The sequence below is a fragment of the Actinomyces sp. oral taxon 175 str. F0384 genome, from assembly GCF_000223355.1.
Classification (GTDB): Bacteria; Actinomycetota; Actinomycetes; order Actinomycetales; family Actinomycetaceae; genus Actinomyces; species Actinomyces oris.
On sequence record NZ_AFUR01000001.1, the window covers coordinates 1,037,626 to 1,062,517 of the forward strand.

Here is a 24,892-nt window from a genome sequence, read left to right on the forward strand (position 1 = left end):
CACCAACCAGGCGGGACCACGACCACTCCTGAAGGAGCATCCGTTGGCATCCACCCCTTCACGCCTCGACGCCGTCATCAACCTCGCCAAGCGGCGCGGCTTCGTCTTCCCCTGCGGCGAGATCTACGGCGGAACCCGCTCGGCCTGGGACTACGGGCCGCTGGGCGTCGAGCTCAAGGAGAACATCAAGCGCCAGTGGTGGCAGTACATGGTCCGCTCGCGCGACGATGTCGTCGGACTGGACTCCTCCGTCATCCTGCCGCGTGAGACCTGGGTCGCCTCCGGTCACGTCGGCGCCTTCACCGACCCGCTCGTGGAGTCCCTGCACACCCACAAGCGCTACCGCGCCGACCAGCTCATCGAGGACTACGCCGCCCGCAAGGGCCTCGACCCCGAGAACGTCACCCTCGACATGGTTCCCGACCCGGTCACCGGCCAGCCGGGCTCCTGGACCGAGCCGCGCGAGTTCTCCGGCCTGCTCAAGACCTACCTGGGGCCGGTCGACGACGAGTCCGGCCTGCACTACCTGCGCCCCGAGACCGCCCAGGGCATCTTCATCAACTTCGCCAACGTCATGAGCGCGGCCCGCAAGAAGCCGCCCTTCGGCATCGGCCAGGTGGGCAAGTCCTTCCGCAACGAGATCACGCCGGGAAACTTCATCTTCCGCACCCGCGAGTTCGAGCAGATGGAGCTGGAGTTCTTCTGCGAGCCGGGCACCGACGAGGAGTGGCACCAGTACTGGATCGACTACCGCAAGGCCTGGTACACCGACCTGGGCATCAGCGAGGACAACCTGCGCCTGTATGAGCACCCCGCCGAGAAACTCTCCCACTACTCCAAGCGCACCGTGGACCTGGAGTACCGCTTCGGCTTCGCCGGCTCGGAGTGGGGCGAGCTCGAGGGCATCGCCAACCGCACCGACTTCGACCTGTCCACCCACGCCGAGCACTCCGGCAAGGACATGTCCTACTTCGACCAGACCCGCTCCGAGCGCTGGACCCCCTACGTCATCGAGCCCTCCGCCGGTCTGACCCGCTCGCTCATGGCCTTCCTCGTGGAGGCCTACACCGAGGACGAGGCCCCCAACACCAAGGGCGGGGTGGACAAGCGCATCGTGCTCAAGCTCGATGCGCGCATCGCCCCGGTCAAGGCGGCCGTCCTGCCGCTGAGCCGCAAGGAGGAGCTGACCGGGCCGGCCAAGGAGCTGGCCGCCCGCCTGCGCCGTTCCTGGAACGTGGAGTACGACGACGCCGGCGCGGTCGGCCGTCGCTACCGCCGCCAGGACGAGGTCGGCACGCCCTTCTGCCTGACCTACGACTTCGACTCGCCCGAGGACGGGGCCGTCACCGTGCGCGAGCGCGACACGATGACCCAGGAGCGCATCCCGCTCGAGGGCGTCGAGCGCTATCTGGCTGAGCGCCTCATCGGCTGCTGAGCAGCAACGAGCAGGCCGGCAGCCTCACTGAAGTCTCACCGGCCAGCCACCATCCGGGTCCCGCCCCGTGTCCCTGGCTCACCTCAGGGGCACGGGGCGGGCATGATGGGATGGTGAGCACCAACTCGACCTCCCCGAGCAACGAGTCCGTCCCCACCGAGAGCCTTCCCGAGCTGCCGGCCGAGGAGGGGCGGAACAGCAGGGGCCACGGCCGTCACAGCAGCAGCGGTCACACTCACTCCCACTCCGGGCCCCTGGACCTGGATGCGGGGGAGGTCCGCCGGGTGCGGATCGTGCTCGGTGCCATCGTCGGCGCCCTGGTCCTGGCCACCGTCGTCGGGCTGTTCGTGCTCTGGCCCGGCAAGAGCTCACTCATCGGCTCGCGCTCCTTCACTGCCGAGGGCGGCTCGGTGGGCAAGGCCACCATCACCTCCACGGACCTGTCGGGCTGTCAGAGCTCGGTGGGCGCCCTGACGGAGGTCAACGGCGTCAAACCGGAGGAGTTCGCCAAGGGCCACGTGTGCGCCCGCATCACCGAGGGGGAGGGCAAGGGCCTGGTCATGCCGGTCCAGCTGGTGGGTGAGCCCCGCAAGCTCGCCCACGCCGGCGACCGGCTCGTCGTCCTCTACTCGCCCCAGGCCATCCTGTCCGGCTCCCCCTACTCCTTCATCGACTACCAGCGTCAGCTCCCGGTCGGCGCCCTGGCGGTCGTCTACCTCGTGCTCGTCGTCGCCGTGGCCGGGCGCAAGGGCGTCCTGAGCGTCCTGGGCCTGCTGGTGGCCACTGGCGTACTCGCCTTCTTCATGATCCCGGCGCTCCTGGCCGGCTCCCACCCGCTGGCGGTGACCCTGGTCGGATCGATGGCGATGATGCTGGCGGCCGTCTACGTGGCCCACGGCGTGTCCATCCGCACCACGACCGCCCTGCTGGGAACGGTGGCCGGCATCGTGCTGACCGTGCTGCTGGCCCTGTGGGGGACCGACGCCGCCCACCTGACCGGCGATGTTGACGAGACCGCTCGTCTGCTGGCCTCGCGCACGCATATCGATCTGCAGACGCTGCTGACCTGCGGCATGGTCATCGCCGGGCTCGGCGTCCTTAACGACGTCACCATCACCCAGGCCTCCTCGGTGTGGGAGCTACACGCCGCCAACCCGCTGCTATCGCGCACGCGCCTGTTCACCGGCGGGATGAGGATCGGCCGGGACCACATCGCCTCAACCGTCTACACCCTGGCCTTCGCCTACGCGGGCACGGCGCTGCCGCTCATCCTGGCCGCCGCCCTCATGGACCGGGCCGTGCTGGACACGATGCTCTCGGGTGAGATCGCCGAGGAGATCGTGCGCACCCTCATCTCCTCCATCGGTCTGGTCCTGGCGATCCCGGCGACCACGGCGATCGCGGCGGCCCTGTGTCGCGTCACGCCGGTCCTCGAGGAGTAGACCAGCAGCCGATGACCGGTCTCAAGGACCCGGCGGGCCGCCGTCTTAGCCGCCGGAGACGTCGGACTCGGCCTGGCTGAGCATCTCGCGGTGGGCCGCGTCCAGGGCGGGGGAGTCCAGCCAGCCGTCGGGAAGATGGGGAGTCTTGGGGCTGCCGGCCCGCCCTCGGGGGCCCTCGACGATGTCGCCGGGGTAGTCCACGACCTCGGGCAGGCGCGAGCGCATCCGTGCCAGGCCTGCGTCGAGCTCGTCCAGGCTCCGGATCCCCATGAGGTCGGCGCGCGCCGCGCCGCCGACCGGGTAGCCCTTGAGGTACCAGCCCACGTGCTTGCGCAGGTCGCGCACCCCCCGGTCCTCACCCATCTCCTCGGCCAGCATCCGCCCGTGGCGACGGATGACCTCGATGACGGCGTCCAGTTCCGGGCGGGTGCGCGTCGGCGAGCCGTGCATGGCCGCCACGATGTCGGCGAACAGCCAGGGCCGTCCCTGGCAGCCACGACCCACGACGACGCCGTCGCAGCCGGTGGCCTCCATCATGCGCACCGCGTCGTCGCCCAGCCAAACGTCCCCGTTGCCGAGCACCGGCAGGTCGGTGGCCTCCTTGAGCCGGGCGATCTCCTCCCAGCGAGCCTGGCCCGAGTAGTGCTGGCGCGCGCTGCGGGCGTGCAGGGCCACGGCGGCGATACCGGCGTTCTCGGCGGCGCGGGCGGCGTCGAGGAAGGTCTCGTGCTCCTCGTCGATGCCCAGGCGCATCTTCATGGTCACTGGCACCTGCCGCGCCCTCCCGACGGCGCGGACGGCGGCCTCGCTGGCGCGCACCGCCTCGGTGAGGATCGCCGCCAGCAGGTCTCGCTTCCACGGCAGCGCCGCCCCGCCGCCCTTGCGGGTCACCTTGGGGACCGGGCAGCCGAAGTTCAAGTCGATGTGGTCGGCCAGATCCTCCTCCACCAGGATCCGCACCGCGGCCCCCACCGTGGCCGGGTCGACCCCGTAGAGCTGGATGGAACGCACCCTCTCGGCCGGGTCGGTGCGCACCATTGCCAGAGTGCGTTCGTTGCGCTCCAGCAGGGCACGGGTGGTGACCATCTCCGTGACGTACAGGCCCGCCGGGGCCAGCAGGCCGCCGTCGGGCGTGGGCAGCGGGCCGGGGGAAGAGGGTCTCAACGCTTCCGGCAGGGCCTCCTCAGCCATCTCTCGGCACAGGCGGCGGAAGGAGGCGTTGGTGACTCCGGCCATGGGGGCGAGCTCGACCGGGGTGGGCACCACCAGTGGCCCGATGCGCAGCGGCGCGGGCGCGCGGCCCGAGGCGCAGGCGTCGGGGAGGCGGGGGGAGGTCTCACTCATCGTCACCCCGACATGCTGACATACGGCGGGTGCCAGGGCCGTGACCGGCCCCGCCCTGCGACCTGGAACAGACACAGGTATAGACCACTTGTGAAGGAAGTAACAGGGACGGATCAGTATCAGCGTATGACGAATCGCTGATGGTGAGTGCTGATGCGCGTTACCTTGTGTGCTTGTGCTGATGAACGAAGAGACCGAGCCGTCGATATCACGTTCCGTCGTCGTGACCGGAGCCTCCCGGGGGATCGGGGAGGCGGTTACGAAGGCGTTCCTGGCACAGGGCGACCGGGTGGCGGGCATCTCCCGCTCCGGTGAGGCCCCCGACGGCGCCCTGGCCCTGGCCGCCGACGTCACCGACCCCGACGCCCTGGCCGCCGCCCTGGCCGCCGCCACCGAGGCGCACGGCCCCATCGAGGTCCTCGTGGCCTCGGCCGGCATCAATCGGGAGTCACTGGCGGCCCGCACCTCCTCCCAGATGTGGGACGAGGTCATCTCCGCGGACCTGACCGGCACCTTCAACACCGTGCGCGCAGTGACACCAGCCATGATGCGGGCCCGCAAGGGGCGCATCGTCCTGGTCTCCTCGGCCATCGCCGCGCGCGGAGGCGTGGGCCTGTCGGCCTACGGCGCCGCCAAGGGCGGTGTGGAGGGGCTGACCCGCTCCCTGGCCCGCGAGCTCGCACCGCGCGGCATCACCGTCAACGCCGTCGCCCCCGGCTTCGTCACCACGGCGATGACCGCCTCCCTGCCCGACCACATCCGCACCGCCTACCTCGAGCAGATCCCCCTGGGACGCTTCGCCGACGTCACCGACATCGCCGGCCCCGTCCTCTTCCTGGCCTCACCCGCGGCCGCCTACGTCACCGGCGCGATCCTCGGCGTCGACGGCGGCCTGGGCATGGGGCGCTAGGCGCACGGCGGGGAGCGAGACGTCGTCGGAGCCGTATCCGGGCAGCGCCGTGTTGCCGTAGGGTAGAGACGTGACAACGGATCCCATGCGCCGGCTCGTGCTCGTCCGACACTCCAAGGCCTCTCACGACGCCGTCACCGACCTGGAACGTCCTCTGACCCCCAAGGGCACCGCCCTGGCCGGCCTGCTGGCCAAAGAGCTGCGCAAGCGCCTGGAGACCACCGACCTGCTCCTGGTCTCCCCGGCGGCCCGGGCCCGCGAGACCGCCCGCCCCATCCGCGACCGCCTCGAGCCCACCGACACCCTCGTGCGCGAGGAGATCTACAACCTGGGCCCCAACGGCATCCTCAAGGTCCTGGCCGAGGACGGTGCTGACGCCAGGACGGTCGTCGTCGTCGGCCACGAGCCCACGATCTCCGTGCTCGCCCACATCCTCCACGACACCGACGACGACCTGGCCTCCCAGATCTCGTTCGGGGTGCCCACGGCCACCGCCGTCATCATCGACGTCCCCGGCACCTGGGCGGACCTGGAGCCCAAGGGCGCCCGCATCCGGGAGATCTTCACCGCCCGCAAGCGCGACTGAGGCCGGAGCTCCCCGAAACCGCAGCCGGTCAGCCCCCGATCAGCTGCAGGACGGCGCGCAGGTCACGCACGTGGATGGCCGCATCGGCCTGCTCAACGACCACCGGCTTGGCGCAGAACGCCACCCCCAGCCCCGCGGCCTCCAGCATGCCCAGGTCGTTGGCCCCGTCACCCACTGCGATGGTGCGCTCCATGGGCACACCGTCCTGCCGGGCCCAGGAGATCAGGCAGCGGACCTTCTCCTGACGGTCCACGATCCGCCCCAGCACCCGACCGGTGAGACGGCCCCCCTCCACCTCCAGGCGGTTGGCCGCCACGTGGTCGATGCCCAGCCGCTCGGCCAGAGGCACCACGACCTCCTCGAAACCTCCCGAGACGACCCCCACCCGGCAGCCGCGCGCGTGCAGCGCCTCAATGAGCTCGGCCGCGCCCTGAGTGGGGCGCACCTCGGCCAGGACCTCTGCGAAGACCCCCTGGGGAACCCCGGCCAGAGTCGCCACCCGCTCGCGCAGAGAGGCCGCGAAGTCCAGCTCACCGCGCATCGCTCGGGCCGTGACCTCGGCGACCAGCTCACGGGTCCCGGCGCGCTCGGCAATGAGCTCGATGACCTCCTGCTCGATGAGGGTGGAGTCCACGTCCATGACCAGCAGGCCGGGGCCCTCAGTCACTAAGGGGCCCTCGCTCAGCGCCCCGCTGAGCTCCGCGGAGTCGCCGGCACGGTGTCGAGAGGTGTCATTCATGGCTCCATGCTAGTGGGCGAGCCGGCAGGCGAAGACGGCGCGCCGCCGCCCGGAGACTCGGGCGACGGCGCGCGCTGCAAAGGCGGTGAGCCTGCGGTCAGCGGGTGACGATCTGTCCCTTGGCCACCACCGTGATGCCGGACTCGGTCACAGTGAAGCCCCGCTCGCGGTCATGCTCGGGGTCGATCCCCACCATGGCGCCCTCCTCGACCTTGACGTACTTGTCCAGGATCGCGCGGTTGACCACGGTGTTGCGGCCCACCTCGGCCCCGTCCATGATGACGGACTCGCGCACCGAGGACCAGGAGTTGACGCGCACACCGGGGGACAGGACCGAGGAGATCACCTCGCCACCGGAGACGATGACGCCCGGCGAGACGATCGAGTCGACCGCGTGCCCCAGGCGCTCGTGGTGACCGTAGACGAACTTGGCCGGAGGCATCGCGGCCTGGTAGCCGGCGAACAGCGGCCAGCGGTCGTTGTACAGGTTGAACACGGGGGTCACTGAGATGAGGTCCTGGTGCGCCTCGAAGAAGGCGTCCACCGTACCCACGTCGCGCCAGTAGTCACGGTCGCGCTCGGAGGAGCCCGGCACGTCGTTGTCCTTGAAGTCGTAGACGCCGGCCGCCCCCTGGTTGACGAACCAGGGCACGATGCTGCCGCCCATGTCGTGCTTGGAGGTCTCGTCGGCGGCGTCGACCGTCACGGCCTCCAGGAGCGCGTCGGAGTTCATGATGTAGTTGCCCATCGAGGCCAGGACCTCGTCGGGGGAGTCCGGCAGACCGGGGGTCTCCTTGGGCTTCTCCACGAAGGCCTTGATCCTGCCGCGGTCGGACGGGTCGGTCTCGATGACGCCGAACTGGTCCGCCAGGGACCGGGGCTGACGGATGCCCGCGACGGTGCAGGGCAGACCAGAGGCGATGTGGTGGTCCAGCATCTGGGAGAAGTCCATGCGGTAGATGTTGTCCGCGCCGGTGATGACCACATAGTCCGGCCGCTCGTCGTCGAGCAGGTTGAGGGACTGGTAGATCGCGTCGGCGCTCCCCAGGAACCAGTGCTTGCCCACGCGCTGCTGGGCCGGCACCGGCGCGATGTAGTTGCCCAGCATGTCGGACATGCGCCACGTCTTGGAGATGTGACGGTCCAGCGAGTGGGACTTGTACTGGGTGAGCACCACGACCTTGAGGAAGCCGGAGTTAATCATGTTGGACAGGGAGAAGTCGATGAGGCGGTAGATGCCGCCGAAGGGCACGGCGGGCTTGGCACGATCGACGGTCAGGGGCATGAGGCGCTTGCCCTCGCCACCGGCGAGGACGATTGCGAGAACACGAGGTTGAGCCATGTGGCCCACCTTACGTTGCTCGAGGGGCCCGCGGGGCCAAATGGGTCACATTCCGGGTAGGTTCTCCACCGAATCGTTGCCTGAGGCATCATCCCGGGCGATGGAGCACCGAGCGAATCGTCCTGATCCGGTCCCCGACGCCTCACGCACGAGCATTCCCGCCTCCACTGCGGAGCGGATGCCGCCGGCCCCTCGCAGGAGAGTCGGTGGAAACCACTGGCGCTGAACGGTCCCACCGGGCCCCGTGTGCGTATAACGTCGGGTGTGGCGCCCGCCCCACCGCAGGCGCCCGTCCTGCGCCGAGGAAGGCGCGGTCAGTCCATCCATCAGACAGAGGAGAGGCACACCCATGAGGGTCGACCTGCTGACCAAGGAGTACCCACCCTTCATCTACGGCGGCGCCGGAGTCCACGTCAACGAGCTCGCCAAGGTCCTGCGCCCCCTGGCCGACGTCCGCGTCCACGCCTTCGGCGGCCCCCGCGAGCCCGGCACCGAGGGCGCCGACGACGGCGTCACCGGCTATCCCGAGATTGCCGAGCTCGACGGCGCCAACGCCGCCCTGCGCACCTTCGGAGTCGACCTGGAGATGGCCCAGGGCACCGAGGGAACCGACCTCGTCCACTCCCACACCTGGTACGCCAACCTCGCCGGTCACCTGGCCGGCCTGCTCCACGGCGTCCCCCACGTCATCAGCGCCCACTCCCTGGAGCCCCTGCGCCCCTGGAAGGCCGAGCAGCTCGGCGGCGGCTACGCCCTGTCCTCCTGGGCGGAGAAGACCGCCTACGAGGCCGCCTCCGGGATCATCGCGGTCTCCAACGGCATGCGCGAGGACATCCTGCGCTGCTACCCCGCCGTCGACCCCGAGCGCGTCAAGGTCGTCCACAACGGCATCGACCTCGAGGCCTGGAAGCACCCCCAGGGCCAGGAGGCCGACGCCCAGGCCGCCGCCACCCTCAAGCGCCTGGGCATCGACCCCGACCGCCCCACCATCGTCTTCGTCGGACGCATCACCCGCCAGAAGGGCCTGCCGCACCTGCTGCGCGCCTGCGAGCAGCTGCCCGCGGACGTCCAGGTCATCCTGTGCGCCGGCGCCCCCGACACCCCCGAGATCAAGGCCGAGGTCGAGGGCCTCGTGGCCCACCTGCGCGAGAAGCGCACCGGCGTGGTCTGGATCGAGGAGATGCTGCCGCGCCCCGAGCTCATCGCTGTGCTGGCCGCCTCCGACGTCTTCGTGTGCCCCTCCGTCTACGAGCCCCTGGGCATCGTCAACCTCGAGGCCATGGCCGTGGGCCTGCCGGTCGTCGGCTCAGCCACCGGCGGCATCCCAGACGTCATCGTCGATGGCGAGACCGGCCTGCTCGTGCCCATCGAGCAGGTCCAGGACGGCACCGGCACCCCCATCGACCCGGCCCGCTTCGAGGCCGACCTGGCCGAGCGCCTCACCACCCTGGTCACCGACACCGAGGCGGCCAAGGTCATGGGGCAGGCCGCCCGACGCCGCGTCGAGGAGCACTTCGCCTGGCAGGCCATCGCTCAGCGCACCATGGACGTCTACAACTGGGTGCTGGGCCAGGGGTGAACGGGACGGCTCCCGCTCGGTGACCCCACCGATACGCCACCGAGTGGTGCGCCCCCTCTACCGGGCCCACCACTCGGTGGCCGCAGCGGCACCGTGACGCGCCACCGCCAGCAGCGGGCGCAGGACGTCGGCCCGCCGCTGCGCCTGCAGGGCGGTCGTGGCCGCACCGTCGTCGTCCAGGGCCAGCTCGCACATCCCCGCCAGGCGCAAGGAGCGCTCCAACAGCTCCCGATCACGGCGCGCCAGCCACGGCGGGACGAGGCGCGGATCCACCACCGCGGTGAGCAGGTCGTTGAGGGCGTCGGCCATCTCCGGGCGCTCGCGGGCCAGGTCGAGCTCGATGAGCGCCTCGATGGCCTCCTCGGTGGCGGCGTGCACCTGCCTGCGAGCGTGCGCCGCATCCAGCGGAGGCAGCGGGGAACTGAGAGGCTCGGCGTGCCAGGACACCGAGGTGCCGGAGTCCTCAGGAACCAGCAGCACCCGGCCGGCTGCCCCCTCCAGGATGACGCCCTCCTCGATGTCGGGCAGGAGCCCCCAGGTGCCGGTGCCGCCGGCCGGTGAGGGCAGGACCGCGCTCACCCGACTCAGGGGGCGGGCGGAGGCGAGCCACCGTTCCAGGCTGACGCGTCCTGGACCGTCGGCGGCAGCAGTCGGTGTGCCCGAGCCCCCGGTGACGACGCTGCCGATGACGTCATGGACGCCGTCGGGGCCTTCAACGAGCGACAGGCCGTGGGAGGAGGGCGATGGCGCCCACAGGGCCAGCATGATGCTGACCGGCGGGTTGAGGGGATCCATGGGGGCCAACCATAGTGAATAGTGGTGGGGCGAGCCCCGAAGGGGAGCGGTCACCATGTGGGGCGCGGCTCTCGTCGCGCATCTTCCCTGTGTGAACTCACCGTCACGATAGGATCACCTCATGACCAGTGTCCTCCACCTCGACGACGTCTCACTGCACCGCGGCAGCCACCAGATCCTCAGTCATGTCAGCTGGACCGTGGACGAGGGGCAGCACTGGGTGCTGCTGGGATCCAACGGCGCGGGCAAGACCACGATCGCCAGGATCGCCTCGGCCAGGCTCTTCCCCTCCTCCGGCACGGTCGACATCCTCTCCGAGCGGCTCGGGCGCGTGGACGTCTCCGAGCTCCATCCCCGTATCGGCCTGTTGTCCTCGGCCCTGGCCGCCAACGTCCAGAACGGCGAGAAGGTGCTCGGCGTGGTCCTGTCGGCCTCCTATGGGCGCATTGGGCGCTGGCGCGAGGAGTACGACGACTTCGACCTCGAGCGCGCTCACGCCCTGCTGGGCGCCCTGGGGGCTGCTCACCTGGTCGACCGGTCGTGGGGAACGCTGTCATCGGGGGAGCGCAAGCGCGTCGAGCTGGCTCGCGCTCTGATGCCGGACCCGGAGATGCTCTTCCTCGACGAGCCTGCCTCGGGGCTGGACCTGGCTGGCCGTGAGCAGCTCCTGGCTGCGCTCACCGAGATCATCTCCTCGCCCGATTCGCCCTCCATGGTCCTGGTGACCCACCACCTGGAGGAGATCCCGGAGGGCTTCACCCACGCGCTCACGCTGCGTGAGGGGAAGGTGGTGGGCTCCGGCCCGCTTCAGGATGTCCTCACCGCGGACACGATCAGCACGACCTTCGGTATGCCGCTGGAGGTCACCTACGACCGCGGTCGCTACGCGGCCAGGGGGCTCCCGGCCGGCCACGGCAGGCGTGTCGCCGAGGCCAGGGGCTGACCACCGGTTCCGGGCGGGAAGGCCGATTCGGGCCGCATCGATCCCTGATCGTCCCTGACCGGTACCCGACCACATACTCACCGACCGCGTTCATCAGGAGGTTCTCATGGAATGGCTGTTCTGGGTCGCAGGGGCGCTGCTCCTCGTCGTCATCGAGACGATGACAGCGGATCTCACCTTCCTCATGATCGCCGGAGGTGCGCTGGGAGGAGGGCTGACATCCTTCCTCGGCGGGCCCGTGTGGGCGCAGGTCGTGGTCTTCGCCTGCGTCTCCACCCTGCTTCTCTTCGCCGTGCGCCCCTGGGCCAAGCGTCGCCTGGCCGCCGCCACGCCGCAGATGAAGACCAACGTCGAGGCCCTCATCGGTCGGTCTGCCGTGACCATTACTCCTGTTGACAGTGAGGGTGGGCGGGTGCGCCTGGGCGGTGAGGAGTGGAGCGCCCGCCTGGCTCCCGCCGTCCAGGGAGGCCTCACCCGTCTGGAGGCCGGGGTGAGTGTGACCGTGGCCCAGATCGACGGGGCCGTGGCCGTGGTCGCCCCGGTGACGACCTCCACCACCGCCCCCGCGTCCTGACGCCGCCCGCGCCTGCCCTAACCGTTCTGACCACCCGTTCAACCCCTGCAGGAGGAACCTCGTGCCCTTCGTCTCCATCATCTTGCTTCTCGTGGCCGTCCTGGTCATCGTCGCCATCTTCCGGGCGGTGCGGATCGTCAAGCAGAGCACTGCGATCATCGTTGAGCGCCTGGGGCGCTTCCAGGCGGCCTACGGCGCCGGAATGCACTTCCTGGTGCCCTTCATCGACCGGGTGCGCAACATCATGGACCTGCGTGAGCAGGTCGTCTCCTTCCCGCCTCAGCCCGTCATCACCTCCGACAACCTCGTCGTGAGCATCGACTCGGTGGTCTACTACCAGATCACCGACCCCATGCGCGCCACCTACGAGATCTCCAACTACCTGCAGGCCATTGAGCAGCTGACGGTCACCACGCTGCGCAACGTCGTCGGCTCCATGGACCTGGAGCAGACGCTGACCAGCCGCGACCAGATCAACGGCCAGCTGCGCGGCGTCCTGGACCAGGCCACCGGCCGCTGGGGAATCCGCGTCAACAGCGTGGAGCTGAAGTCCATCGACCCGCCGGCCTCCATCCAGGGCTCCATGGAGCAGCAGATGCGCGCCGAGCGTGACCGCCGCGCCGCGATCCTGACCGCTGAGGGTGTCAAGCAGTCCCAGATCCTCACGGCCGAGGGTGACAAGCAGTCCGCGATCCTGCGCGCCGAGGGCCAGGCGCAGTCCGCGATCCTCAAGGCGCAGGGTGAGTCGCGCGCCATCCTTCAGGTCTTCGACGCCATCCACCGTGGTAACGCCGACTCCAAGCTGCTGGCCTACCAGTACCTCCAGACCCTGCCCAAGATCGCCAACGGCTCCTCCTCCAAGATGTGGATCGTGCCCACGGAGTTCACGGCGGCGCTCGACGGCATCGCCGGCGCCCTGGGCGGTGGCAAGGACGGTGGTCCCAGCGGCTCGGACGACTCCGACGACGACGCCGCCCGTCCCGGTGTCGACCTCTCGGGCAGCGAGCTCGACCTGGGGATCGCCTCGGATCTGGCCAGCACCAGTCTCCAGGCCCCCGAGGAGGCCCTCGCCCAGGCCCGTGGTGAGGTCGAGTCGGCCTCTCAGGAGGCCAGTGAGGAGCCCGCACCCAAGGCAGGCGTCTCCCCGAAGGCTCCCGCGGATGAGGCCGACGGCGAGGCCACGGTGAGCGTTCCGACCTCCGACGGCGTCGAGGGGTCTCACGCCGCGCACAGCAGCCACGTGTCCGACCCTGAGGAGGCCCAGCCCGGTTCCGTACCCCCTCGCGGTGGTTACGGCATCCAGGCCCAGCCCGGCTACGGCACGCCTCCCGGCGCGCCCCAGGGCCCCTACGGAGCCTGAGCCGACTGCCCTCACACTCCCGGGGGACCTGACGAGGGCCCGGGGATACTCGCTGCGGCGGGAGGAGTGGGCGATCCACGATGATCGGCCTATTCTTCCCGCCGTACTGCTGTACTGAGCGGGGAAAGCCCCAGAAGGTGACGACGCGATGATTATTGAGCTGGCCGACGGCGCCGACGAGCGCCTGGCGGACTACACCAGGCTGACGGACGTGGCGCTGCGCCGTCGCCTGGAGACCCAGCGGGGGCTGTACATGGCCGAGTCCTCCAAGGTCATCACGCGCGCCGTGGCCGCCGGGCACGCCCCGCGCTCCTTCCTCATGGCCCCGCGCCACCTGGAGGAGATGCGCCCGGTCATCGCCTCCGCGGCCGGCTGCGCAGGCAGCGACGACGGCGGTGAGGTCCCCGTGTTCGTCGCCCCCGAGGAGGTCCTGGAGTCCATCACGGGATTCCACCTGCACCGCGGGGCCCTGGCCGCCATGAACCGGCCCGAGCTCGCCGGTGTTCCCGAGCTGCTTGCGGCCGCCCGCGGGGGAGCGGGGGCCAGGCGGGTCGCGATCCTGGAGGACCTGGTGGACCACACGAACGTGGGAGCCGCCTTCCGCAGCGCGGCCGCCCTGGGGATCGACGCCGTCCTGGTCACTCCGCGCTGCGCGGACCCCCTCTACCGGCGCAGCGTGCGCGTCTCCATGGGCACCGTCTTCCAGGTCCCCTGGACCCGGATCGAGCGCTGGCCCGCCATGGACGAGCTCCACGCGCAGGGCTTCACCGTGGCCGCCCTGGCACTGTCGGACACCTCCGTGGCACTGGATGAGTTTGCGGCCTCAGCGGCCTGTACGGCCCCGGACTCGCGGGTCGCCGTCGTCCTGGGCACGGAGGGGGACGGGCTGTCCCACCGGACCATCACCGCGGCCGACGAGGTGGTGCGCATCCCCATGGCCGGGGGAGTGGACTCTCTCAACGTGGCGGCCGCGGCCGCCGTGGCCTTCTGGGCGCTGCGTCTGCCCTGACCCGGACCGCAGCCCGGTGCCGCAGGTTCGCGCCGGACGAGTAGCAGGCGAGAAACACGGTGGGGGCCGGATCCGTCCGTGGACGGATCCGGCCCCCACCGTTGTGTCTGCAGCCGATCAGGTCAGCGGCGTCATGTCAGGCTCAGGCCTCAGGCGCGGTGACCTTGATGAGCGCCTCGCCGGGCTCCACCGAGTCGCCGCCGACGACCTCGACCGAGGCGAAGGAGGCGGTGTTGGTGACGAGCACCGGCGTGGTCAGCGGGTAACCGGCCTGCTCGATGACGGAGCGGTCCACGCGGACGAGCTCCTGGCCCGCGCTGACGCGGTCGCCCTGTGAGACCTTGACGTCGAAGCCCTGGCCCTCCAGGTTGACGGTGTCCAGACCCACGTGGATGAGGATCTCCACGCCGCTGTCCAGGGTGATGCCGAAGGCGTGCCCCGAGGACGGGGCCACGACGACGGTGCCGTCCGCCGGAGCCGTGACGACGATGTCGCCCTGGGGCTCCAGACCCACGCCCTGACCGACGGCGCCCGAGGAGAACACCGGGTCGGGAACCTTGTCCAGGTCCATGGTCGTGGCCTTGAGCGGCGAGGCGATCTCAGTGACCGCACCGGGAACGAGAGCTGGCTTGGGGGTGGGGGCCTTCGCAGTCCGGTCGCCCTCCTCCACGGGAGCGGCAGCCGCAGCGGCGCTTGCCTTGGGTGCCTCAGCGGCCTTGGCCGGAGCGGAGGCAGTGCTGCTGTCGCCCTTGGTGACGCCCGCTGCGGCGAGCGCCTCGGCCCGTTCCTCCTTGGTGCGGTAGCCGAAGGTGACGATGAGGAAGAAGGAGGTGGCGAAGGCCGCGGCGACGGAGATGCCGTAGAGCCACATGGGGTTGAAGACCGGGATGGTCAGCAGCGAGGTGAAGACGAAGGTCGTGGTCGTGACGCCCTCGATGCCTCCCAGCATGCTGCCGATGCCCTGGACGAGGCCGCCCACGGCACAGCCGACGAGCATGAACGGGTAGATGCGCTTGAAGCGTAGGTGGATACCGTAGAGGCTCGGCTCGGAGATACCACCGAGCAGACCGGCGAAGAGGGCACCGGTGGCGGTCTGGCGCATCTCATCGTCCTTGTCGCGGAAGGACCACACGAGGACGGCCGCGGTGGCGCCGAAGCAGGCGAAGTTCCAGGCGCCCATGGGCCCCTGGATGAAGTCGGTGTGGTTCGTGGCCGCGGAGGCGATGTTGGCCAGCATGAGGGCGTTGAGCGGCCAGTGAAGGCCCAGCGGCACCAGGAAGGGGTAGACCATGGGGATGAGGATCGCGAAGATGATCGGGGCGTGGGAGTTCAGCCAGAACAGGGCCGTGCCCAGGCCGGTACCGATCCAGATACCCAGCGGACCGATGAGGAAGGCGGTCACCGGCATCATGATGACGAAGGACAGGAAGGGCACGAAGACCATCTGCACGTTGGTCGGAACGACCTTGACCAGCCCCTTGTAGACCAGGGCCAGGATGGCCACCATCATGAGGGGGACGAAGACCTGGCCGCCGTAGCCGTTGAGCTGCATGGGCAGCCCGGCAATGTGCGCCGTGCACAGCTTGGAGTTGATCGTGGCGTTGTCGATGCAGGTCGTGCTCGGGTGCTTCTCCAGGTCGACGAACTCCGGGGTCAGCAGCGCAGCCATGATCGCGGTGCCGACCCACGGGTCGATCTTGAGCTTCTTGGAGGCGTTGTAGGCCACCATGATGGGCAGGAAGTAGAAGACGGCACGGAACATGGCGTCGACGAACAGCAGCGTGGCCGGCTTTTCCGCCGCATCCGCGTGGGTGTTGATGAGACCGAAGGCCTCACAGATGGCCTCACCCGCGATGATGAGGGAGGCGCCGAGCAGCGCCGGCAGCAGGGGACGGAAGGAGTCCGAGAGGTACTCGAAGAAGGCGTCGACGTAGGCGTTCTTGCCGCGGGCCTTGGCCCGGGCGGCGGCCTTGACGTCGGCGTCGGACTGGCCCGAGCCGGAGGAGCCGCCCTGGTTCTTCATGGCCGGCAGGCTGTTGATCTCGTCGTACACGCTCTGCACCGCACCACCGATGACGATCTGGTAGCGGTCCCCGGACTGGGGAACGGCACCCATGACGCCCGGGATGGCCTCGACGGCCGCCTTGTCGATGCCGGAGGCGTCCTTGAGCTCGAAGCGCAGTCGGGTGGCGCAGTGGGTGAAATGGATGATGTTCTCGGCGCCGCCCACGGCGTCGAGGATTGCCTCAGGGGTTGAGGTCGTGGTTGCCATTCGGGCCCTTTCCTACTGAGCGAGGGTAACGAGGACGGTGGCTGCACCCCGGTGCGCTCCGAGTCCTCGACGGGCTCGCTCTCCGTGGTGGGGATCTGACACCTCGTGCGCCGCGCGGGCGCAAAAAGGTGGTTGAGGAAGAGGGTACTGTCTCACGGCTCAGAACAAAAAGGGAACAGTCCGTCTGGATGGCGCCTGCACCTGGCCCGGGACGGACATTGGCCGAGAATCTGCGCGATCTCGGTATCCACTGGTCGGTGTTTGCGCAGTTGAGGCGGGTAGTGCGCACAGGTGCTGGGGCCAGTGGGTGCACCACGGGAGCGGGTTTTGCACGCTTGAGGCACACCGACCCCGTCTCAAGCGAAGGAGCTCGACATGAGCGCGCAGACCTCCCTGGCCGCACAGCCGGCACCGCCGGACCTACCGAACATCCCGGTTCGCCCACCCACCACGACTCCGCCTCCCGTCCCGGCCCCGACCGCCGCGCCCGACTTGCCTCGGCTCTACGGTCCACCGGGGTGGACGGTGCGCATCGGCCTGTGGCGCCTACTGGAGCCCTGGCTCGACACCCCGCGCTGCCTGCCGGGGGAGAGCCCGCTGCGACTGGATGCCAGGGGCGCCCCGGTGAGCGACTACGTGCCCTTCCGCGGCATGGACGCCGCCACCGCGGCCGACCTGCTGAGCCGGCTGCCGGCTGCGGCACTGAGCGACCGCCAGAACCTCGCCCCGAGCCTCAAGACGATGCTCACCGCCTGCGCCGGTGCGGACGGGCAGGTACGCCTGTGCGGCTACGGCATCGGTCCCCAGCGGGAGGACGAGCGTCTGAGCGCCGAGGCCCTGTGGGTCGCCGACACCGACCTGCAGGGCTACGAGGTCCTCGTCGAGCACAGCCGGGACTGCCAGTGCTCCGCGCTGTGGGAGCGGGTCAGGGACCGGTACGAGCTCGACGCCGGCTGCATTCCCGACGACATCGTGCGTACCCGGCCCGAGTGGGCCGGCGGCGCGGTCGGCTGGTGGATGTGGTGGGACTGATAGGCCCGTTGCGGCGGGCAGTACCGGTGGGCCCGTACGATGGCGCGCGTGATTAATGTCCAGGACCTCACCATGCGCATCGGTGCTCGCCAGCTCGTCGCTCACGCCGGCTTCCGGGTCGACAAGGGGATGCGCATCGGCCTCGTGGGTCGTAACGGCGCCGGCAAGACCACGATGACCAAGCTGCTCGCCGCCGCCTCCGTGGCCCAGGGCGCCGGCCGCGCCGTCAACGACGCCGACGAGCGCCACGGGCTGGAGGCCGTCGAGCACGAGGGCACCATCACCTGCACGAGCTCGGTGGGCTACCTGCCCCAGGACACCAAGGTCGGGGACCTCAGCGAGATCGCCCGTGACCGGATCCTCTCGGCCCGCGGCATCGACGCGCTCCTGGCCCGCATCCGCAAGGCCGAGGAGCGCATCGCCGACACCGAGGGTGAGGCTCAGGCCAAGGCCTTGGACCGCTACACGCGCCTGGACCACGAGTTCACCATGGCCGGCGGCTATGCCGCCGCCTCCGAGGCCGCCCGCATCAGTGCCGCGCTGGGCCTGCCCGACCGCATCCTGGACCAGCCCATCGGCACGCTCTCAGGTGGCCAGCGCCGTCGGGTCGAGCTCTCCCGGGTCCTGTTCCAGCAGCCCGACACGCTCCTGCTCGATGAGCCCACCAACCACCTCGACCACGACTCGATCCTGTGGCTGCGCGACCACCTGCGTACCTACGCCGGGGGCTTCATCGTCATCAGCCACGACGTCGAGCTCCTGCGCGACACCGTCAACCAGGTCATGTACCTCGACGCCGGTCGCGGGGTCCTCGACGTCTACCACCTGGGCTGGGACGCCTACCTCAAGCAGCGCGCCGACGACGAGCACCGGCGCCGTCGGGAGCGCGCCAATGCGGAGAAGAAGGCCGCCGCCCTGCGCGCCCAGGGGGAGAAGATGCGGGCCAAGGCCACCAAGGCCGTGGCCGCCCAGCAGATGCTCAAGCGGGCCGAGCGTCTCATGGCCGACCTGGAGGACGAGGCGGCTGTGGAGAAGGTCGCCCACCTGCGCTTCCCCGACCCCGCCCCCTGCGGCAAGACCCCACTGCGCGCCTCCGGGCTGTCCAAGGCCTACGGCTCACTGGAGGTCTTCGCCGGCGTCGACCTGGCCATCGACCGAGGCAGCCGGGTCGTGGTCCTGGGCCTCAACGGCGCCGGCAAGACCACGCTCCTGCGCCTGCTCGGCGGGGTGGAGGAGCCCGACTCCGGAGAAGTCATCCCCGGCCACGGCCTCAAGATCGGCTACTACGCCCAGGAGCACGAGACCATCGACACCGCGGCGAGCGTCGTGGAGAACCTGCGCCGCGCCGCCCCCGGCATGGACGACACCCAGGTGCGCAGCGTCCTGGGCTCCTTCCTCTTCTCGGGCGCGGACGCCGACAAGCCCGCACGGGTCCTGTCCGGCGGGGAGAAGACCCGCCTGGCCCTGGCCATGCTCGTGGTCTCCAGTGCCAACGTCCTCCTGCTCGACGAGCCGACGAACAACCTCGACCCCGCCAGCCGCGAGGAGATCCTCGGGGCTCTGGGCACCTTCGCCGGCGCCGTCGTCCTGGTCACCCACGACGAGGGCGCCGTCGAGGCCCTCAACCCCGACCGGGTCCTCCTGCTGCCCGACGGCGACGAGGACCTGTGGGGGCCGGAGTACCTCGAGCTGGTGGCCCTGGCCTGAGGGGCAGACCGCTCCCTCCCGACCCGGGTGCGACGCCGTCGGACACAGTGAGTCCCCTCACCACGGCTCTGCGGTGCGGACCGCGTAGGGTTGTCACCAGGAACAAGGCATCGAGCTGGAGCGTTGGCTCCAGTGGATCCTTCCGGTGCTCGTCACGAGAGCCACCGCAGGACCTTCAGCGGCTCCGCACGAGGCGCCGCAGACGAACGTAGGCACACCAGACCAGGAGATGACCATGGCAGAGACCACCCTGACCGAGACCACCGATACCCAGACCCCCGAGCACGAGGTCATCCTCACCGAGACCGCCGCCGCGAAGGTCGCCAGCCTCCTGGCCCAGGAGGGGCGCGACGACCTGCGCCTGCGCGTGGCCGTCCAGCCCGGCGGCTGCTCCGGACTGGTCTACCAGCTCTACTTCGACGAGCGTCTCCTGGACGGCGACGCCGTGCGCGCCTTCCCCACGGGCAGCGGCGAGATGGCTAGCGTTGAGGTGGTTGTCGACCGCATGAGCGTGCCCTACCTGTCGGGCGCCACCATCGACTTCGCCGACACCATCGAGAAGCAGGGCTTCACCATCGACAACCCCAACGCCGCCGGAAGCTGCGCCTGCGGCGAGTCCTTCCACTGATCCCTCCCGCGCAGGCCCCTCCCTCACTCAAGGAGCTCATGTGCGCCGCACATCCCTGACCCTGACGGCCCTGGCCGCGGCCGCCTGCCTCACGCTGGCCGGTTGCTCGGGGTCGTCCAAGAACGCCTCCGCCACGCCGTCGGCCCAGGCGTCCCCGACCCTGACCCCCTCGATCATCAACTGTGCTCAGGAGGCCGGGACGATCGAGACCGACTCCGAGGCCCTTCCGGCGATCGGCGGTGATGCAGGGGCCGAGCCGACCGTCACCTGGAGCGAGGGGAAGCAGGCGCCTGCCAACCTCGTCTCCAAGACACTCACCGCCGCGGAAGGCCCGGCGGTGTCCTCGGGCGACATCATCACCGTCAACTACGTGGGCTGGAAGTGGGGGTCAACGGAGGCTTTCGACTCCTCCTTCAAGAAGGGCGCCCCGGTTACCTTCGGCCTGACCGGGGTCATCCCCGGATGGACCTGCGGCCTGGCCGGGCACAAGGTCGGTGAGCGTGTCCAGCTGTCGATCCCGGGCAAGCTCGCCTACGGAGAGACCGCCGATCCGGCTCGCCCGAACTCGCCGAACGGGCCGCTCGTCTTCGTCGTCGACATCACCGCTCGCGTCACGGGCGATGAGCTGACCCCGGCCACCAAGGACGCCACGGTCGACTCCGCGGAGGTCAAGAAGCTCTCTGATCGAGGCGTGACGATTTCCGGGGACCTGGGTGCTCCCGCAGCCGGACTTGCGGGCCCCAAGGCCGAGGAGCCTCTGCAGCCGGAGGTCTTCGTCGTCGCCCGCGGCAAGGGCCAGGCGATCAAGGAGACCGACACGGTGGCCGTGCAGATGTCCCGCACCTCGTGGGACGGCACGACGAGGAGCTCGACCTGGGAGGATCACGCCCCCAGCGCCATGCCGGCCGGACAGATCCGTGCGGCCGGGCTGCCAGTGGGATCCAGGATCGTGCTGCTGGCCCCCGGTAACTCCAACGGGGGGCAGCGTCAGTCGGCGTACATCTTCGTGATGGACCTCGAGAAGGTCATCTGAGCGCAGAGCCGCTCAGGCAACCACTCGCGATAAGGCTTGTGGCCCGCACCCCGTGAAGGGATGCGGGCCACAAGCCTGTGCGGCGCGTGTCCGCCGGCCGGAGTCAGCGGACGATGAGGCCCTGGGCCTTGGCGACGGCGTCGGCCAGGCGCTCGGAGACGTCCTGCCAGTTGGCGATGTTCCAGACGGCCTTGACGTAGTCGGCCTTGACGTTGAGGTAGTCGAGGTAGAAGGCGTGCTCCCACATGTCCACCATGAACAGCGGGATGGTGCCCACGGGCACGTTGCCCTGCTGGTCGAAGAGCTGGAAGGTGACGAGCTTTCCGGAGAGGGAGTCGTAGGCGAGCACGGCCCAGCCCGAGCCCTGGATGCCCATGGCGGTGGCGGTGAACTGCGCCTGGAACTTCTCGAAGGAGCCGAAGGAGTCCTTGATGGCCTCGGCGAGCTCGCCCTCGGGCTGGCCCCCGCCGTTGGGGGAGAGGTTCTTCCAGAAGATGGAGTGGTTGGTGTGGCCGCCCAGGTTGAAGGCCAGGTTCTTCTCCCACAGGTTGATGGCGGCCAGGTCGCCGGACTCGCGGGCGGCGGCCAGGGCCTCCAGGGCGGCGTTGGCGCCGGCGACGTAGGCGGCGTGGTGCTTGTCGTGGTGGAGCTCCATGATCTTGCCGGAGATGTGGGGCTCCAGGGCGGCGTAGTCGTAGGGGAGCTCGGGAAGGGTGTACACGGCCATCAAGGACTGCCTTTCGGTGGGTGAGGTGGCTTCAGTCCCGCCTCAGCAGGGCTCGTTAGGACTGAAGTCCTGAACAAGGTTCATGCTAGACGTGGCGCCGGAAGAGGGATAGGGAGCCCGCGTGTGATTACACTGACCGCGGAAACACTGCCGTCCGTACCCGTCCACGAAGGATCCGCTATGACCGACCAGGCTGCTTCCGCCCGTCTCGAGCTTCTCGTCTTCTCCGACGACGCCACCGTGCGTCAGGAGGTCATCGACGGTGTCGGACGCCGACCGGCCAAGGGCCTGCCACTGGTGAGCTGGACCGAGGCGGCCACCGCCGAAGGCGTGCGCATGGCCATCAAGGACCGCGAGAAGGAGGGCCAGGCGCCCTTCGACGCACTGGTCCTGGACGCCGAGGCCAAGAAGCTCGGCGGCATGGGACTGGCCCACGAGCTGTTCACCGAGCTCGACGAGCGCCCCGCCGTCGTCCTGCTGACCGCCCGCCCCCAGGACGACTGGCTGGCCGCCTGGGCCAAGGCGGAGGTCGTCGTGCCCCGCCCCCTGGACCCGCTGAGCCTCCAGGAGGGCGTCGCCAAAGCCCTCACGGCCCGCCGCGGCACCGTCACCCCCGCCGGCTGAGCTCGGCTCCGCTGCCCCCGTCCGACGTCGGCCACGGGGCGCTTGGCCCGCGCTTGGCGCCCTCACTCCTGCGAGGCCAGGACCTTGCGGTGGCGGGCAGCCGCACCGATCGGCCATGTGAGCACCGCGGGGTCGCCGTCGACCTCCACGATGCGGGAGCCCTCGTCCAGGACCCAGTCGGCCAGCAGACTCGTCTCCTCAATGCTCGCCACCTCACCGACGCGGCCGGGCCGCTCAACGACCCGGGCGCTGGCGCGCAGCAGCTCGACGGCGGGGCGCGGGTCGGCACCGGGCGCGGTCGTCATGGAGCCGGCCAGCACGCCCCAGCGCACCACCACCAGCTCCCAGCCCCCGGCCTCTCGCCGTCGGGCCGCCATGAGATGCGGGCAGGCCAGCAGGGGCCGCACCCGCTCGGCCCGATCCACCGCCCGCAGCAGGCAGCGCAGGCGGCCCGTCCAGGTCCCGGCCTCCTCGTAGCGCTCGGCCCGGGACAGTTCCGTGATGCGCTCCAGCAGGGGAGAGGCCACCAGGTCGACCTCGCCCGACAGACAGGCCAGCACCTCGGCCGGCTCAGCCGGGACGTCGTCGCGGCGTACCCGCCGCAGCTCGCGCCCGTCCCAGCGGCCCAGACGCAGCACCGACTCAGCGGCGCGCAGGGCCTCCTGGCCCCTGCCACGTGAGGCGAAGGGGCCCACCGCATGGCCGACTTCCTCCGTGGGCAGCACGGTGGTCAGCGCCAACCGCGGCTCGGCCCCCGGGCCCGAGCCCTGGGCCAGGTGGAGCCAGGGCCGGCGCCGCGGGGCCCGGGAGCGGCGGTTGACCGGCGGGTCGAGCTCGGCGATCATCCGCAGCTCGCGCACCCGCGCCTCAATGAGCGTGGGTGTGGCGATGTGCCGCACGCTCACGGTGGTGTCCAGCATCTGGGCGACCTGGCGGCGTTTCTCCGCGGCGGTGAAGTAGGAGCGCACCCGGCGCCTGAGGTCCACGGCGCTGCCCACGTAGAGCACCTGGTCCGCCGCCGAGCGGAACTGGTAGACGCCAGGGCCGCTGGGCAGGGCGTCAGCCAGGCGGCTCTTGGCCCGGCGCTTGGCCGGAACCGGGTCCGAGGCGGTGGCCAGGTCCTCCAGGTGCGTGACGCCCAGTGGCGCCATGACCTCCAGGGCGCCGTGCAGCACGTCCACGGTGGCGCGCGCGTCATCCAGGGCCCGGTGCGTGGGACGGATCTGGGAGCCCACGAAGGCGGCCAGCGTCCCCAGCTTGTGGTTGGGCACCTCGCTGCGGGTCCAGACCTTGCGAGCCAGCGCCAGGGTGTCCAGCACGCGGGGCTCGGGCCACTCCAGGCCCAGGGCCGCCGCGGCGCCACGCAGGTGACCGACGTCGAAGCGGGCGTTGTGGGCCACGAGGACGACGTCGTCGGCCATTAGGTCCGCCCAGTCCAGGAAGGTCTCCACGCAGGTGCGTACGCCGGGGGCGCCTGCCACCATGGCGTTCGTGATGCCGGTGAGCATGGTGATCTGGGCGGGGATGGCGACGCCGGGGTTGACCAGGGTGGAGAACTCCGCCAGCACCTGTCCGCCGCGCACCTTGACGGCCCCGATCTCGGTCAGAGAGCGAGCGCCCGGCGCCCCGCCGGTGGTCTCCAGGTCCACCACGACGAAGGTCGCCCGCTCCAGGGGCGTGCCCATGTCGGCGAAGGACACCTGGGTCCCGATGGTGCTCACGGTCGCAGGCTAGAGGATGGCAGTGACATGCATCCTCGCCGGCAGTCGGGAAGTCGGTGCGAGCAGGGTGGGAAGCACCCTAGAATCACCCCATACCCGAGCGGCACCGCCGGCTCCGGTGCCGTCCGTCTCCGATGGTGCAGGACCGTGTGGTGGCCGCCCAGCCAGCAGTTCACAGGAGGCCCCGCGTGGGATACGGACCCATCAAGGCAACAGTCGGCCCGGCCCTGGAGATGCTCTACCAGCCCTGGATCCGCGGCGAGGAGAACATTCCCGCCGAGGGCGCGGCGATCCTGGCCTCCAACCACCTGGCGGTCATCGACTCCTTCTTCCTGCCGCTGCTGGTGGACCGCGAGGTCGCCTTCATCGGCAAGGCCGACTACTTCACCGGCAAGGGCGTCAAGGGCTGGGCGGTGAAGAACTTCATGAAGACCGTGGGCACGATCCCCGTGGACCGCTCCGGCGGCAAGGCCTCCCAGGCGGCGCTCCAGGCCGGCATCGACCGCCTGCGCTCGGGGCAGCTCTTCGGCATCTACCCCGAGGGCACGCGCAGCCCCGACGGGCGCCTCTACCGCGGTAAGACCGGCGTGGCCCGCATCGCCCTGGCCACCGGAGCCCCCGTGGTGCCCGTGGCGATGATCGGCTCCAACCTGGCTCAGCCGATCGGCAAGTCCATCCCCTCCACCCGCCACCGCGTGGGCATCGTCATCGGCGAGCCGCTGGACTTCTCCCGCTACAAGGGCCTGGAGAACGACCGCTTCGTGCTGCGCTCCATCACTGATGAGATCATGTATGCCCTCATGGCCCTCTCCGGCCAGGAGTACGTGGACCTCTACGCCGCCGACGTCAAGAAGGCCATGGACTCGGAAAAGAAGACCGCCGATGAGGTCGTCACCGAGATGCTCGCCGCACAGGCGCAGGCCCGTCCCTCGGCCGCCCCCGTGGCCGCACCCGGTGGCCGCCCCGCCCCCGAGGTCTCCGTGCCCGAGCCGCCCGAGGACAAGAGCGGCAAGGACAAGAAGAAGGACAAGGCCTCCGACGACGAGGCCGAGTCCAGCGCCGAAGGCTAGAGTGCGGAATCGCGCTCGCG

Annotated in this window: 22 protein-coding genes; 15 read left to right on the forward strand and 7 right to left on the reverse strand. The window is 70.2% G+C overall.

The window, feature by feature from the left end:
• Positions 1-43 precede the first annotated feature (43 nt).
• The gene (locus tag HMPREF9058_RS04335; RefSeq protein ID WP_004565079.1) at positions 44-1,435 is read left to right on the forward strand and encodes a glycine--tRNA ligase; all 1,392 of its coding nucleotides are present in this window, start codon (positions 44-46) and stop codon (positions 1,433-1,435) included.
• A 113-nt stretch (positions 1,436-1,548) separates the two neighbouring features.
• A complete protein-coding gene (locus HMPREF9058_RS04340) occupies positions 1,549-2,877 on the forward strand; it encodes a YibE/F family protein (RefSeq protein ID WP_254654056.1) in 1,329 nt (442 codons plus the stop codon).
• 45 nt (positions 2,878-2,922) lie between these two features.
• On the opposite strand, the gene dusB is transcribed toward HMPREF9058_RS04340, so the two are convergent.
• Entirely contained in the window at positions 2,923-4,221 is a 1,299-nt protein-coding gene (gene dusB, locus HMPREF9058_RS04345) for a tRNA dihydrouridine synthase DusB (protein ID WP_043537630.1), read from the reverse strand.
• Positions 4,222-4,402: 181 nt separating this feature from the next.
• Between dusB and HMPREF9058_RS04350 the strand changes: the two genes are divergently transcribed.
• The gene (locus HMPREF9058_RS04350; protein ID WP_020991560.1) at positions 4,403-5,131 is read left to right on the forward strand and encodes an SDR family oxidoreductase; all 729 of its coding nucleotides are present in this window, start codon (positions 4,403-4,405) and stop codon (positions 5,129-5,131) included.
• An 85-nt stretch (positions 5,132-5,216) separates the two neighbouring features.
• Complete coding sequence (locus HMPREF9058_RS04355; protein WP_009406005.1) at positions 5,217-5,717, forward strand: histidine phosphatase family protein; 501 nt, start codon at positions 5,217-5,219, stop codon at positions 5,715-5,717.
• 28 nt (positions 5,718-5,745) lie between these two features.
• Here HMPREF9058_RS04355 and serB read toward each other — a convergent pair whose 3' ends face one another.
• Both serB and glgC read right to left on the reverse strand, forming a co-directional pair.
• Positions 5,746-6,456, reverse strand: a complete 711-nt coding sequence (serB, locus tag HMPREF9058_RS04360) for a phosphoserine phosphatase SerB (RefSeq protein ID WP_009406420.1) — start codon at positions 6,454-6,456, stop codon at positions 5,746-5,748.
• A gap of 97 nt (positions 6,457-6,553) precedes the next feature.
• Positions 6,554-7,798 (reverse strand): glucose-1-phosphate adenylyltransferase, encoded by a 1,245-nt coding sequence (glgC, locus tag HMPREF9058_RS04365; RefSeq protein ID WP_009405418.1) that lies wholly within the window; start codon positions 7,796-7,798, stop codon positions 6,554-6,556.
• A 349-nt stretch (positions 7,799-8,147) separates the two neighbouring features.
• On the opposite strand from glgC, the gene glgA reads away from it, so the two are divergent.
• Positions 8,148-9,377: a glycogen synthase gene (gene glgA, locus HMPREF9058_RS04370; RefSeq protein WP_009405790.1), complete on the forward strand. Its 1,230-nt coding sequence runs from the start codon at positions 8,148-8,150 to the stop codon at positions 9,375-9,377.
• Positions 9,378-9,434: 57 nt separating this feature from the next.
• Here the strand turns inward: glgA and HMPREF9058_RS04375 are convergent, their stop codons facing one another.
• Positions 9,435-10,172 carry a hypothetical protein gene (locus tag HMPREF9058_RS04375; protein WP_009406037.1) on the reverse strand — a complete coding sequence of 246 codons (738 nt, stop codon included), beginning with the start codon at positions 10,170-10,172 and terminating at the stop codon, positions 9,435-9,437.
• Positions 10,173-10,293: 121 nt separating this feature from the next.
• Between HMPREF9058_RS04375 and HMPREF9058_RS04380 the strand changes: the two genes are divergently transcribed.
• The 4 genes from HMPREF9058_RS04380 (at position 10,294) to HMPREF9058_RS04395 (ending at position 14,058) form a co-directional block, all read left to right on the forward strand.
• Positions 10,294-11,115, forward strand: coding sequence for an ABC transporter ATP-binding protein (locus HMPREF9058_RS04380; RefSeq protein ID WP_009747513.1), 822 nt, complete (start codon positions 10,294-10,296; stop codon positions 11,113-11,115).
• Between the two features lie 106 nt (positions 11,116-11,221).
• Positions 11,222-11,689, forward strand: a complete 468-nt coding sequence (locus HMPREF9058_RS04385) for an NfeD family protein (RefSeq protein WP_009405873.1) — start codon at positions 11,222-11,224, stop codon at positions 11,687-11,689.
• Positions 11,690-11,750: 61 nt separating this feature from the next.
• The gene (locus tag HMPREF9058_RS04390) at positions 11,751-13,049 is read left to right on the forward strand and encodes an SPFH domain-containing protein (RefSeq protein ID WP_009747407.1); all 1,299 of its coding nucleotides are present in this window, start codon (positions 11,751-11,753) and stop codon (positions 13,047-13,049) included.
• Between the two features lie 148 nt (positions 13,050-13,197).
• Positions 13,198-14,058 (forward strand): RNA methyltransferase, encoded by an 861-nt coding sequence (locus tag HMPREF9058_RS04395; RefSeq protein WP_009405563.1) that lies wholly within the window; start codon positions 13,198-13,200, stop codon positions 14,056-14,058.
• 142 nt (positions 14,059-14,200) lie between these two features.
• Here HMPREF9058_RS04395 and HMPREF9058_RS04400 read toward each other — a convergent pair whose 3' ends face one another.
• Positions 14,201-16,330: a glucose PTS transporter subunit IIA gene (locus tag HMPREF9058_RS04400; RefSeq protein WP_009406419.1), complete on the reverse strand. Its 2,130-nt coding sequence runs from the start codon at positions 16,328-16,330 to the stop codon at positions 14,201-14,203.
• A 375-nt stretch (positions 16,331-16,705) separates the two neighbouring features.
• Here HMPREF9058_RS04400 and HMPREF9058_RS04405 point away from each other — a divergent pair, with 375 nt between their 5' ends.
• The 4 genes from HMPREF9058_RS04405 to HMPREF9058_RS04420 all read left to right on the forward strand — a co-directional run bounded on the left by HMPREF9058_RS04405 (position 16,706) and on the right by HMPREF9058_RS04420 (position 20,730).
• The gene (locus tag HMPREF9058_RS04405) at positions 16,706-17,362 is read left to right on the forward strand and encodes a hypothetical protein (protein ID WP_009405424.1); all 657 of its coding nucleotides are present in this window, start codon (positions 16,706-16,708) and stop codon (positions 17,360-17,362) included.
• Positions 17,363-17,410: 48 nt separating this feature from the next.
• Positions 17,411-19,069: an ABC-F family ATP-binding cassette domain-containing protein gene (locus HMPREF9058_RS04410; protein WP_009406380.1), complete on the forward strand. Its 1,659-nt coding sequence runs from the start codon at positions 17,411-17,413 to the stop codon at positions 19,067-19,069.
• Positions 19,070-19,304: 235 nt separating this feature from the next.
• Positions 19,305-19,697, forward strand: a complete 393-nt coding sequence (locus HMPREF9058_RS04415) for an iron-sulfur cluster assembly accessory protein (RefSeq protein WP_009406122.1) — start codon at positions 19,305-19,307, stop codon at positions 19,695-19,697.
• A gap of 40 nt (positions 19,698-19,737) precedes the next feature.
• The gene (locus HMPREF9058_RS04420; RefSeq protein ID WP_009747643.1) at positions 19,738-20,730 is read left to right on the forward strand and encodes an FKBP-type peptidyl-prolyl cis-trans isomerase; all 993 of its coding nucleotides are present in this window, start codon (positions 19,738-19,740) and stop codon (positions 20,728-20,730) included.
• Positions 20,731-20,833: 103 nt separating this feature from the next.
• Here HMPREF9058_RS04420 and HMPREF9058_RS04425 read toward each other — a convergent pair whose 3' ends face one another.
• Entirely contained in the window at positions 20,834-21,457 is a 624-nt protein-coding gene (locus HMPREF9058_RS04425) for a superoxide dismutase (RefSeq protein WP_009405978.1), read from the reverse strand.
• 180 nt (positions 21,458-21,637) lie between these two features.
• Between HMPREF9058_RS04425 and HMPREF9058_RS04430 the strand changes: the two genes are divergently transcribed.
• The gene (locus tag HMPREF9058_RS04430) at positions 21,638-22,081 is read left to right on the forward strand and encodes a hypothetical protein (RefSeq protein WP_004565060.1); all 444 of its coding nucleotides are present in this window, start codon (positions 21,638-21,640) and stop codon (positions 22,079-22,081) included.
• A 62-nt stretch (positions 22,082-22,143) separates the two neighbouring features.
• On the opposite strand, the gene HMPREF9058_RS04435 is transcribed toward HMPREF9058_RS04430, so the two are convergent.
• Entirely contained in the window at positions 22,144-23,802 is a 1,659-nt protein-coding gene (locus HMPREF9058_RS04435; RefSeq protein WP_302621218.1) for a DEDD exonuclease domain-containing protein, read from the reverse strand.
• Positions 23,803-23,990: 188 nt separating this feature from the next.
• On the opposite strand from HMPREF9058_RS04435, the gene HMPREF9058_RS04440 reads away from it, so the two are divergent.
• The gene (locus HMPREF9058_RS04440; protein ID WP_009405632.1) at positions 23,991-24,872 is read left to right on the forward strand and encodes a 1-acyl-sn-glycerol-3-phosphate acyltransferase; all 882 of its coding nucleotides are present in this window, start codon (positions 23,991-23,993) and stop codon (positions 24,870-24,872) included.
• The last annotated feature ends 20 nt before the right edge of the window (positions 24,873-24,892 follow it).